The following is a 12,933-nucleotide window of genomic DNA, read 5'->3' on the forward strand; positions in this document are numbered from 1 at the left end:
TATTATAGTATTTTATTTTGGAAATAGATTGCTTCAACTATTTTATAAACTATATTTAAATAATATGGCATATGTAGATTCATTTATTAATAGCTTTAAGGTATTATTAGATTTAGATATAAATAAGATATTACAAGGCTTAAGTAACTTATTAAATAGTAATTTAATAATGCAAGGAGCTATAGTGACAGGAGAGGGAGTAGTTTCATATTTTTTAGCAAATATAATTGTTTATTTTATATTAACTGATAAAGTGAAAATATATAGTTTAATTAATAATTTATTTCCTAAAAGTTTTGTTGAAAATGTTTTTATTAAGAGTAAAAATTTAAGAGATGTATTTAAAATTGAAGTAAAACTAGTATTTTTAAGTGCTTTGATAATTACAATTGGCTTTCAAGTCTTAGGAATACATAATAGTTTGTTTTTTGGAAGCTTATGTGCTATTTTAGATATACTTCCTTTTGTGGGAACAACAATTGTTTTTATACCAATAATAATATACAATATTATAATGAAGAGGTACTTATTAGTAGTTGGATTGATTTCTTTATATTTTCTAGAAAGATTTACTAGAGAAATTTTAGAAGCAAAATTTTTAAGCAGCAAACTTGAAATTCATCCAATAATAGTAATAATATCTATTTATGTAGGGGTAAATATGTTTGGATTTATTGGTATAATAGCAGGTCCAATTTATAGTATTATAGCAAAAGACTTAATTTACAATAGTTAAGTTAAACTAGGAGGAAAAGATGAAAAACATTTCAATTTTAGGAGCTACAGGCTCAATAGGTACTCAAACCTTAGATGTAATTAGAAATTCTAATAATGAAATAAAACTAATTGGTATTAGTGCTAATTCATCTGTAAATAAAATAATAGAGATTATTAATGAATTTAATCCTAAATACGTAGCTATGATGGATGAAGCAAGTGCAAAAGAAGTTGAAGAATATTGTTTAACCAATAATTTAAATATCGTAGTGTACTCAGGAATAGAAGGATTAGAAAAAATTGCATCTTTAGAAGAAATAGATATGGTAGTAACTTCCGTCGTTGGCATGATAGGACTTAGACCTACACTTAAAGCTATAGAATCTAAAAAAGATATAGCACTAGCCAATAAAGAGACTTTAGTAGTTGCTGGTGAATTAGTTATGAAAAAAGCTAAGGAAATGAATGTAGATATTTTACCGGTTGATTCAGAGCATAGTGCAATATTCCAAGCTTTGAATGGGTATAATGAGAAGGATGTAAGTAAAATTATTCTAACTGCTTCTGGAGGTCCATTTAGAGGAAAGGATATTGATTATTTAAAGAATGTTTCAGTAGATGATGCATTAAAACATCCTAAATGGAATATGGGTCAAAAAATATCTATAGATTCTGCGACGTTAATGAATAAGGGCTTAGAAGTAATAGAGGCACATTTTTTATTTAACTGTCCTTATGAAGATATTGAGGTAGTTGTACATCCGCAAAGTATAATCCATTCAATGGTAGAATATAAGGATGCTAGTGTTATAGCTCAGTTAGGTTCAACAGATATGAAACTACCAATTCAATATGCAATAAATAAAAAAGAAAGAAAAAATGCAGTTGCAAAAAAACTTAATTTTTATGAAATTGGTACTTTAACCTTCGAAAAACCAGATTTAGATACTTTTAAGTGTTTAAAGCTTGCATATAAAGTCGGTATGGAAGGTGGCTTAGCTCCATGTATATTAAATGGGGCTAATGAAGAAGCTGTTGCCTTATTACTAGAAAGAAAAATTAAATTCCTAGATATACCTAAGATAATTGAAGAAGCACTAGAAGAATTTAAAGAAGAAAAAGCAAAAGAAATAACACTTGATAATATTATAGAATTAGATAAGAAGGTTAGAAAATATATAAGGGCTAGATGGAGTTAGGAGGAAAGTACATTGTATATAATTTATGCGTTATTAGGTTTTAGTTTACTTATAATAGTACATGAACTTGGACATTTCGTAATGGCAAAAGTAAATGGAATAAAGGTTGAAGAGTTTGCTATAGGTATGGGGCCTAAGATTTTTTCCACTGAAGGAAAAGAAACAAAATACTCAATTGGTTTGTTTCCTATTGGTGGATATGTTAAAATGTTAGGGGAAGAGGAAGATGTTCATGATGAAAGAAGTTTTTCCTCTAAATCACCACTTAGAAGAATTAGTGTGATTATAGCAGGAGCATTTATGAACTTTTTACTAGCTATAATTATTTTTACAGTAATTGTGAATAAGTTTGGTTATAGTTTGCCAAAGGTAAATAGTTTACTTGATAATATGCCTGCTATTGAGGCTGGATTACAAGAGGGAGATGAATTCTTAAAGGTTAATGGCAGTAAAGTATTTTCAGCAGATGATGTAAGTATTGGAATTAACTTGGCTAAGGATCAGCCAATAAATTTCCTGATTGAAAGAAATGGGGATAAAAAAGAAATTGTCGTTACTCCTAAGTTAGTAAAGGAAGATAACGTAGAAAGATATATGATTGGCTTTGGATTTGAAAGAGTAGAAAATCCAGGAATAGTTGAAAGTTTTAAGCAAAGCTTTAAAGAAACTTTAGCAGCAATTAATCAGACTTATAAAAGCCTTAAGATGATGGTTACTGGTCAGGTTAATTTTAAAACTGATGTTGGGGGTCCTGTTTCTATTATTAGAATGTCAAGTGAAGCCGCAAAAAATGGTATATGGAATCTTATGAACTTTATAGCTTTTATAAGCATAAATTTAGCTGTATTTAATATGTTACCATTCCCAGCCTTAGATGGTGGATGGACGGTAATATTAATTATAGAGCTTATAACTAGAAGAAAAGTTCCAGAAAAAGTTGTAGGGGCAATGAATTATGTTGGAATTATGCTTCTTTTTGGACTTATGATTGTGGTAACTATAAAGGATATATTATTCCCTATACAACTATAGGAGAGGTAATAAGATGGAAAGAAAGAAAACAAGAAAAGTTAAGGTTGGAACTTGCTATGTAGGTGGGGATGCACCTGTGTCTATCCAATCGATGACAAATACAGATACAAGAGATGTAGAAGCTACATTAGCTCAAATTAATACATTATATGAAGCTGGATGTGAAATAATAAGGTGTGCAGTTCCAGATAAGAAAGCTGCAGAGGCTTTAAAGGGAATTTGTGAGAAATCTCCAATTCCAGTAGTAGCAGATATACATTTTGATTATAAACTTGCATTAGCTGCTATTGAAAATGGTGTTTCAGCTCTAAGAATTAATCCTGGAAATATAGGAAAAATTGATAAAGTAAAAATTGTTGTTGAAGCTGCTAAAGCTAAAAATATTCCTATAAGAATAGGTGTTAATTCAGGGTCTTTAGAAAAGGAAATATTAGAGAGAGATGGAAAGCCAACAGCTAAAGGTTTAGTTGAATCAGCTTTAAAACATGTTAGGATATTAGAAGAATTAGATTTTTATGATATAGTTGTTTCCATAAAATCATCAGATGTAGTGATGATGATAGAAGCTTATAGATTAATGAGTGAAAGCTGTGATTATCCATTACACTTAGGAGTAACAGAATCAGGTACTCCTTTTAGAGGGACTATTAAATCAAGCATTGGGCTTGGAACACTTTTAGCAGAAGGTATTGGAGATACTATTAGAGTTTCTTTAACTAGTGACCCAATTGAAGAGATAAAGGTTGCTAAAGAAATACTAAAAGCACTTAAATTAAGAAAAAGTGGATTACAATTCATATCTTGTCCTACTTGTGGAAGAACTCAAATAAACTTAATAAAAATAGCACAAGAAGTAGAGAAAAGATTGGAAAGTATTAATAAAAATATTAAAGTTGCTGTTATGGGATGTGCAGTTAATGGACCTGGAGAAGCAAGAGAAGCTGATATTGGAATAGCTGGTGGAAACGGTGAAGGTTTAATATTTAAAAAGGGCTTAATAGTTAGAAAAGTTAAAGAGGAACATTTAATTGAAGAATTAATGAAAGAAATAGAAAATATGTAATGGAATTAATTGACAATGAATAATGAATAATTAAGGTGATATAATACTTAATAGTCATTTTGCATTGTCAATTTTCAATTTCTTATTATGCTTTTTAGAAGGGGGTGCTTTAATGAGTGAAAATGCTTTAAAACTTATAAAAAAGGAAATTAATAAAGAAGATACTTTAGAAGATAAAGAAATTAATATAATAAAATTTCAATTTCTGAAAAAGAGCAATGTTCTCAAAGTAGTCCTTAGAGGAAAAGATGGATTAAATAATGAGGAAGAGGATAAAGTAAAAAAAGCTATTAAGAAAGCTTTAAATGTTGATGTTAATATAGAGGTTCTTTTTTATAGAGATATATCTTCTTTAAGTATAGAAGAAATAGTCGAGAAGCATTGGCTTGAAGTTGTCGGAAATATATTAAATACAGTTCCATTATCAAAATCAGTTTTAACAAAAGGAATAAAAAAAATAGAAGGAAATTCTATTATAATATCTAGTGGATATGAGAAGATAAATGAGCATTTAAATACAAAAGGTGTACCAAATCAAATTGCTCTTAATATAGAAAGTATGTTTGGTATTAAGATAAAGGTGAAGTTGGAATATGATAGTAGTTTAGAACTCAAAAATAGTTACGAAGAAAAAATAGAGAAAGAGAGAGAAGTCTTAAAAGAAATATTTAGTGGAAGATCGATTTCAAAAGAAAGTACCAATAAAAGTGAAAATGCTGATGATAATAAAGGGCAAAAACCTAAGAAAACTTATGAAAAACGTGAATTTAAGAGAGAGCCAAAAAGTGAAAATAGCATATTAGGAAGATCCATAAGCCAAGAAGCTATATCAATTAAGGAAATTGATGAAACATCAGGTATAGTTGCGGTAATTGGTGAAGTATTTAAGACAGATATAATAGAAACTAAAACAGGGAAAACTATCCTTACCTTCTATATTACTGATTATACTAGTTCTATAACAGTAAAATGCTTTTTAAAACCACAAGAGACAGAAGAAGTATTAGATGCTGTGAAGAAAGGTCTATATTGCAAAGTAAGAGGAGAAGCTGTATATGATACTTATGCAAGAGAAGTAGTAATAATGGGTAGAGATATCTTGAGAATGAGCAAAATAGAGAGAATGGATGGCGCTGAAGAAAAGAGAATTGAGTTACATTGTCATACTACTATGAGTGCTATGGATGGCGTAACATCTGCTACTAAATTAATTGAGAGAGCTTCAAAATGGGGGCATAAGGCAATTGCAATTACAGATCATGGTGTAGTTCAAGCCTTTCCAGATGCACAAATAGCTGCAAAGAAAAATAAGATTAAAGTATTATATGGAGTAGAGGGATATTTAGTTAATGATGGTATTCCTATAGCTATTAATGATAAAAATGAAGATTTTAAGGATACATTTATAGTATTTGATATAGAAACTACTGGATTTTCACCGCATAATGATAAAATCATAGAAATTGGTGCGGTAAAGATTAGAAATAATGAAATAATAGATACTTTTAGTGAATTTGTCTATCCGAAGTGTAAAATTCCATATAAGATTACTGAATTAACAAGTATAACAGATGAAATGGTAATGGATGCAGATCCAATTGAAATTGTATTACCTAAATTTATGGAATTTATAGACGGATGTGCAGTAGTTGCTCATAATGCGGCCTTTGATACTGGGTTTATAAAGAAAAATTGCAATGATTTAGGCTTAGAATTTACATCTACTATTGTAGATACAGTACCGCTCGCAAGATTTTTATATCCTGATTTAAAAAGAGTAAAATTAAATTTAGTTGCTAAGTACTTAGGGGTATCACTTGAAAATCACCATAGAGCAGTTGATGATGCAAAGGCTACGGCAGAGATCTTTTTAATATCTATAAAAAAGATGGTAGAAGAGTTGAATATAAATAATATAAAAGAACTAAATAATGAGTATCTTCAAAAAATGGATATTAAGAAGGAAAAAACTTTCCATGTAATTATTTTTGCTAAAACTCAAGAAGGAATGAAAAACTTATATAAATTAATTTCCGAAGCCCATCTAGAGAATTTTCATAAGCATCCAAGAACTAGGAAAAGTAGATTGATGGAAATGAGGGAAGGACTTATTATAGGTTCTGCCTGTGAAGCCGGAGAAGTTTATAGAGCTGTACTAGATGGTAAATCTGATGAAGAAATTAAAGAAATAATGAGTTTTTATGATTATTTAGAAATTCAACCTATTGCAAATAATAGTTATTTAATAGAAAAAGGAAATGTTAAAGATGAAAATGAACTTAGGGCTTTAAATGAAAAGATATATAAATTTGGGAAAGAGCTAAATAAATTAGTAGTAGCAACAGGAGATGTTCATTTTTTAGATCCACAAGATGAAGCTTATAGAAGAATAATAATGGCAGGGCAAGGTTTTTCGGATTCTGATAATCAACCTCCTCTTTATTTAAAAACTACAGAAGAAATGCTTAAGGAATTTTCTTATCTTGGTCAAGATATAGCCAAAGAAGTTGTTATAACTAATCCTGGTATTATTGCAGACTCAATAGAGGTATTAAAACCAATACCTGATGAAACCTATCCACCTAAGATTGAAGGTGCTGATGATGAGATTAGAGAAATGACAATGAAGAAAGTTCACTCAATATATGGTGATCCATTACCAGAAATAGTTCAAAAAAGACTAGATAAAGAATTAAATTCTATAATTAATAATGGCTATGCTGTACTTTACTTAATTGCACAGAAGTTAGTTGCTAAGTCATTAGCGGATGGGTACTTAGTTGGATCAAGAGGATCTGTTGGATCTTCATTTGTTGCAACAATGTCAAATATAACTGAAGTTAATGGTCTTCCTCCACATTATGTATGTCCTGATTGTAAGAACTCTGAATTCTTTTTAGATGGTTCAGTTAGCTCTGGAGCGGATTTAGAAGATAAAAATTGTCCTAAATGCGGAGCTGAGTATATTAAAGAGGGGCATGATATTCCGTTTGAAACCTTCTTAGGATTTGAAGGAGATAAAGAACCTGATATAGACCTTAATTTCTCAGGAGATAACCAAGGTGATATCCATAAATATACAGAAGTTTTATTTGGTAAGGGGTATGTATTTAAAGCAGGAACTATAGGAACTGTGGCAGAAAAAACTGCCTATGGCTATGTAAGAAAGTATTTAGATGAGAGAGGATTAAGAGCATCAAGTGCTGAAATTGAAAGATTAACAATTGGTTGTACTGGAATTAAAAGAACAACTGGACAGCATCCAGGTGGTATTATGGTAGTTCCTAGTGATAATGAAATTTTCAATTTTACACCAATTCAGCGCCCAGCAGATGATTCTACCTCAGATGTTACAACTACACATTTTGACTATCACTCAATATCTGGTAGACTATTGAAACTTGATATACTTGGTCATGACGATCCTACTATGATTAGGATGCTACAGGATTTAACAGGAGTAGATCCAAAGACAATACCACTTAATGATAAGAAAGTTATTTCTTTATTTACATCACCTGATGCATTAGGTGTAACAAAGGAAGAATTAGGTTGTGAAGTAGGTAGTTATGGACTTCCTGAGTTTGGAACTAAGTTTGTTAGAGGGATGTTAGTAGATACTCAGCCTAAAAGTTTTGCTGACTTAGTTAGAATATCTGGTCTTTCTCATGGTACTGATGTATGGCTTAATAATGCTCAATACTTTATAAAAGAAGGATATACTACATTAAAAGATTGTATTTCTACAAGAGATGATATTATGGTCTATTTAATGTATGCTGGCGTACCACCTAAGATGGCATTTACAATAATGGAAAGTGTAAGAAAAGGTAAGGGGTTAACTGAAGATTTTGAAAAGACAATGAAAGAAAATAATGTTCCTGATTGGTATATTGAATCTTGTAAAAGAATAAAATATATGTTCCCTAAAGGGCACGCAGTTGCTTACGTAATGATGGCAGTGAGAATTGCATATTTCAAAGTTTATTATCCAGAAGCATATTATGCAACATATTTTTCTGTAAGAGCAGACGACTTTGACGCAGATTTAATATGTAAGGGACCTGGGGCTATTAAGGCAAAATTAGATGAGCTTTATGAATTAGGTAATAAGGTTACTGCAAAAGATAAAGGCTTAATTACAGTTCTAGAGCTTTCCTATGAACTTTATGCCAGAGGTCTTAAATTTAAAAGAGTAGATTTATATATTTCTGAAGCTACTAAATTTACTATAGAAGAAGATGGTATTAGACCTCCGATAAGCGCACTTCAAGGTGTTGGTGATAATGCAGCTAAAAGTATAGTTGAAGCAAGGAAAAATGGAGAATTTATATCAAAAGAAGATCTTAGAATTAGATCAAAAGTTTCAAAAACAGTTATAGAAACCTTAAGTAATCATGGATGTCTTGAAGGCATGTCAGAAACAAATCAGTTATCTTTATTCTAAACAAGTATAATAATTATATATAAGGGAAAGTAATAAGTATAATGGAATTAATAAATTGCTTACTACCCCCTTGTATTAATTAGGAAATTGTGTTAGGATTAAAAAGAAGTAATTTACTAATAGGCGAGAATTGTGAGTGGGAGTGAAAATGCCCGCTCTTTCTATTTAATTGCAACTACCATTTAGTTGCTTTTTTTATAGTAGCTACAAGGAGTAAAGCTTTAATAAAATTGAATATGAAGGAGGTTAATATGAAAGTTGATGCGTTATTAGAAAAAATTTATCAATTAGTAAGACCTGTTGCGGATGAATTAAATTATGAAATTTATCACATTGAGTATGTAAAAGAAAATGGAGAATATTATTTAAGGATATATATTGATAAAGATGGTGGTATAACTTTAACTGATTGTGAAAAGTTATCAAGAAGAGTAAGTGAAATTATGGATGAAGAGGATCCAATTACAGTTGCATATTTTCTTGAAGTATCATCTCCAGGTTTAAATAGAGGATTATTTACAGATGAGCATTATAGAAAACAGATTGGAAATGAAGTTCTTATTAGATTTGTAAAATCTTTTGAAGGTAAAAAAAATATTAAAGGCATATTAAGGGAAGTAAACGAAGATTCAGTTAAAGTTGAATATGAAACTGACAAACTAATTACTATTCCTAAAGATAAAATAAAATCAGCAAATTTAGAAGGGGAAATATAATAAGGAGGAAATTAAGATGAACCAAGAGTTTATAGGTGCTCTTAAAGAAATTGTAAAAGATAAGGGGATTAGCGAAGATTTAATTTTTACTACTATTGAAGATGCATTAGTTGCAGCCTATAAAAAGAATTATGCTAGTCCAACTACTTCTGCACAAAATGTTAAAGTAAGTATAAATAGAGAAACAGGCGAAATACATGTCTATGCTCAAAAAGTAGTAGTTGAAGATGTATATGATAATGTAACAGAAATTGGTCTGGAAGAAGCTAAGGAGATAAGTCCAAGATATGATCTTGATGACATTGTAGATTTAGAGGTAACTCCAAAAAACTTTGGTAGAGTTGCAGCACAGCTTGCAAAAGGAGTAGTTACTCAAAGAATAAGAGAAGCAGAAAGAAATATAGTATATTCTGAGTATAAGGAATTAGAGTATGATATTATTACAGGAACTGTTCTTAGAAAAGATAAAGGAAATGTTTTTGTTAATCTTGGTAGAATAGAAACTTCTATTGGACCAAATGAACAAATTCCAAGAGAAGAATATAAGTTTAATGAGAAAGTTAAACTATATGTTGTAGAAGTTAAGAATGGATCAAAAGGAGCTCAAATCTTAGTTTCAAGAACTCATCCAGGATTGGTAAAAAGATTATTTGAATTAGAAGTACCTGAAATTTATGAAGGTATTGTTGAAATAAAGAGCATTTCAAGAGAAGCTGGTTCAAGAAGTAAAATAGCAGTTTATTCAAACGATGAAAATGTTGATCCAATGGGTGCTTGTGTTGGACCTAAAGGAACAAGAGTACAAAATATTGTTAACGAACTTAAAGGTGAAAAGATAGATATTATTAAATGGAGTAAAAATCCTGAAGAGTTTATAGCTGCAGCTTTAAGCCCTGCTAAAGTATTAGAAGTTGTAGTTTCTGAAGAAAGTAAATCTGCTAAAGTTGTTGTAGATGATAATCAATTATCACTTGCTATAGGTAAAGAAGGACAAAATGTTAGACTTGCAGCAAAATTGACTAATTGGAAGATAGATATAAAGAGTAAATCACAAGCAGAAGCATTAAAAACAGAAGTTCTAGAAGATTTAGATGAAAAAATAGAAATTTTAGAATAATGGAGGATTTTTATGAAAGTAAAGAAAATTCCTTTAAGAATGTGCACAGGATGTATGGAAATGAAGCCTAAAAAGGAACTTATAAGAGTAGTTAAAAGTCCAGAAGGTGAAGTTTCTGTTGATTTAACTGGGAAAAAGTCTGGAAGAGGAGCTTATATTTGCAAAAATATAGAATGTTTAGAAAAGGCATTTAAAACTAAAAGACTTTCAAGAAACTTAGATATATCTATAGATGACGAAATATACAATAGATTAAGGAAAGAAATAAATGAATAATTTTTTTAACTTTCTAGGATTAACAAAAAGATCAGGTAATGTAATTGAAGGGTATAGTAAATGTGATGAAGAAAGAAATAGAAAAGCAATTTTTTTATTCATAATATCTAATGACGCTTCAAATAGTACTAAAAAGAAATTTAAGAATCATTGCTTAACAAAGAATATAGACTTTATAGAAGATTTTTCAAAAGAAGAATTAGGTTTTTCTATTGGAAGAGAAGAGGTAAAAATATTAGCCATTACAGACAAGAATATGGCTAAAAAGCTTTATACCCTTTATGAGCAAAACACCAAAATTTAATCGGGGGTGATTTTATTGTCAAAAATCAGAGTATATGAATTGGCAAAAGAACTTGAAATAAGTTCAAAAGAACTTATAGAATTATTAATGAATGAATTTAGCGTTGATGTAAAAAATCATATGAGCGTAATTGAAGACGAAGATGCGGAGTTAATTAAAGAATTATTAGGTGATAGAGAAGATACTAATAATAAAACAATAGTTGATGAGTATGAAGAAATATTAGCTGAAGAAGTTAATAATCAAGCTAAAAAGAAAAAGAGAAAGAGAAATGAAGATGCTACAGAAGCAATAGGAGAAGGTGGATCAGGAGTAGTTGAAATTGGAGAAACTATAACTGTAAAAGAGCTATCTGAAAAAATTGGAAGACCTACTGCGGATGTTATTAAAACACTTATTTTCACAGGTGTTATGGCAGGTATAAATCAAGAAATAGATTTTGCAACTGCAGAAAAAGTTTGTGAAAAATATGAATGTTTAGTAGTTAAAAAAGAAGAAAAAGAAGAATTAGAAGTAGTCGAAGAAGAAGATGTAGTAGAAGAAAATCTAGTTAAGAGACCACCTATAGTTACAGTTATGGGCCATGTTGACCATGGAAAAACATCTCTTTTAGATGCTATTAGAAAAGCAAATGTAACAGCACATGAAGCAGGTGGAATAACTCAGCATATAGGTGCATATACTGTTAATTTAAATGGAGAAAAGTTAACATTTTTAGATACTCCTGGACATGAGGCTTTCACAGCAATGAGAGCAAGAGGAGCTCAAGTTACAGATGTTGTTATTTTAGTAGTTGCTGCAGATGATGGAATAATGCCACAAACTAAAGAGGCTATAAGTCACTGTAAAGCTGCAGGAGTGCCAATCATTGTTGCTATAAATAAAATCGACAGACCAGGTGCTAATATTGATAGAGTTAAACAAGAATTAACTGAACATGAACTTTTAGCAGAAGACTGGGGTGGAGATACTATTTGTGTTCCAGTATCAGCAAAGACTGGTGAAAACCTAGAACAATTATTAGAAATGGTTCTATTAACAGCTGAAATGGCAGAACTTAAAGCTGATCCAAAGAGAAAAGCAAAAGGAACTGTAATAGAAGCTAAGCTTGATAAAGGAAGAGGAGCAGTGGCTACTTTACTTATTCAAAATGGTACACTACATGTTGGTGATTCAATATTAGTAGGTTCTACATACGGTAGAATAAGAGCTATGTTTGATGATAAAGGAAAAGCAATTAAAAATGCTGGACCATCAATACCAGTGGAAATCTTAGGACTTTCAGAAGTACCATCAGCAGGTGATAGATTTACAGTTGTTAAGGATGAAAAGACTGCTAGAAATATGGCTGAAATTAGAAAGCAAAAACTTAAAGATGAAAGCTTCCATTCAGCAAATAGAGTTTCTCTTGAAGATTTATATAATCAAATTCAAGAAGGAACTGTTAAGGAACTTGGAATAATAGTAAAAGCTGATGTTCAAGGATCAGTTCAAGCAATCAAGCAATCTTTAGAAAAGTTATCTACTGATGATGTAAGAGTTAGAGTTATTCATGGTGGTGTAGGTGCTATAACTGAAACTGATGTTACACTTGCAAGAGCGTCAAATGCATTACTAATTGGATTTAATGTAAGACCTGACTCAAATGCTACTTTAGTTGCTGATAAAGAAGCAGTAGAAATAAAAACTTATAGAATTATATACGATGCAATAGAGGATGTTAAATCTGCTATGATCGGAATGCTTGATCCAGAGTATAAAGAAGTTATAAATGGTAAAGCAGAAGTAAGAGTGGTTTATAAAATTTCTAATATTGGAACTATTGCTGGATGCTATGTTCTAGATGGTAAAATTTTAAGAAATTCTGAAGTTAGAGTTATAAGAGATGGAATAGTAATATTTGAATCAACATTAGCGTCATTAAAGAGATTTAAGGACGATGCGAAAGAAGTAGCTTCAGGTTATGAATGTGGATTAAGTGTAGATAGATTTAATGATATTAAAGAAGGCGACATAATAGAATCATTTAGCATGCAAGCAACAGAAAGAAAGCAGCTTTAAA

10 protein-coding genes are annotated in these 12,933 nt (G+C 30.3%); all 10 read left to right on the forward strand.

Going from position 1 to position 12,933, the window contains the following annotated elements:
- Positions 1 to 736, forward strand: a 736-nt coding sequence (locus QK892_RS10385; protein WP_317273480.1) for an AI-2E family transporter, incomplete at its 5' end; no start/stop codon positions are given.
- 19 nt (positions 737 to 755) lie between these two features.
- Complete coding sequence (dxr, locus tag QK892_RS10390; RefSeq protein ID WP_317273481.1) at positions 756 to 1,916, forward strand: 1-deoxy-D-xylulose-5-phosphate reductoisomerase; 1,161 nt, start codon at positions 756 to 758, stop codon at positions 1,914 to 1,916.
- 12 nt (positions 1,917 to 1,928) lie between these two features.
- On the forward strand, positions 1,929 to 2,948 hold the full coding sequence (locus QK892_RS10395; protein WP_317273482.1) for a M50 family metallopeptidase: 1,020 nt from the start codon (positions 1,929 to 1,931) through the stop codon (positions 2,946 to 2,948).
- 13 nt (positions 2,949 to 2,961) lie between these two features.
- Entirely contained in the window at positions 2,962 to 4,011 is a 1,050-nt protein-coding gene (gene ispG, locus QK892_RS10400) for a flavodoxin-dependent (E)-4-hydroxy-3-methylbut-2-enyl-diphosphate synthase (RefSeq protein ID WP_317273483.1), read from the forward strand.
- 112 nt (positions 4,012 to 4,123) lie between these two features.
- Positions 4,124 to 8,458, forward strand: coding sequence for a PolC-type DNA polymerase III (locus QK892_RS10405; RefSeq protein WP_317273484.1), 4,335 nt, complete (start codon positions 4,124 to 4,126; stop codon positions 8,456 to 8,458).
- A 251-nt stretch (positions 8,459 to 8,709) separates the two neighbouring features.
- Positions 8,710 to 9,174 (forward strand): ribosome maturation factor RimP, encoded by a 465-nt coding sequence (gene rimP, locus QK892_RS10410; protein ID WP_317273485.1) that lies wholly within the window; start codon positions 8,710 to 8,712, stop codon positions 9,172 to 9,174.
- A gap of 16 nt (positions 9,175 to 9,190) precedes the next feature.
- A complete protein-coding gene (gene nusA, locus QK892_RS10415; RefSeq protein ID WP_317273486.1) occupies positions 9,191 to 10,291 on the forward strand; it encodes a transcription termination factor NusA in 1,101 nt (366 codons plus the stop codon).
- A gap of 12 nt (positions 10,292 to 10,303) precedes the next feature.
- Positions 10,304 to 10,567: an RNase P modulator RnpM gene (rnpM, locus tag QK892_RS10420; protein WP_317273487.1), complete on the forward strand. Its 264-nt coding sequence runs from the start codon at positions 10,304 to 10,306 to the stop codon at positions 10,565 to 10,567.
- On the forward strand, positions 10,560 to 10,871 hold the full coding sequence (locus QK892_RS10425; protein ID WP_317273488.1) for a ribosomal L7Ae/L30e/S12e/Gadd45 family protein: 312 nt from the start codon (positions 10,560 to 10,562) through the stop codon (positions 10,869 to 10,871). Before rnpM ends, QK892_RS10425 begins: the two co-directional genes overlap by 8 nt.
- Before the next feature lie 15 nt (positions 10,872 to 10,886).
- On the forward strand, positions 10,887 to 12,932 hold the full coding sequence (gene infB / locus QK892_RS10430; protein ID WP_317273489.1) for a translation initiation factor IF-2: 2,046 nt from the start codon (positions 10,887 to 10,889) through the stop codon (positions 12,930 to 12,932).
- The last annotated feature ends 1 nt before the right edge of the window (position 12,933 follow it).

The sequence above is a fragment of the Clostridium lamae genome (genome assembly GCF_033043255.1).
Classification (GTDB): domain Bacteria; phylum Bacillota; class Clostridia; order Clostridiales; family Clostridiaceae; genus Clostridium; species Clostridium lamae.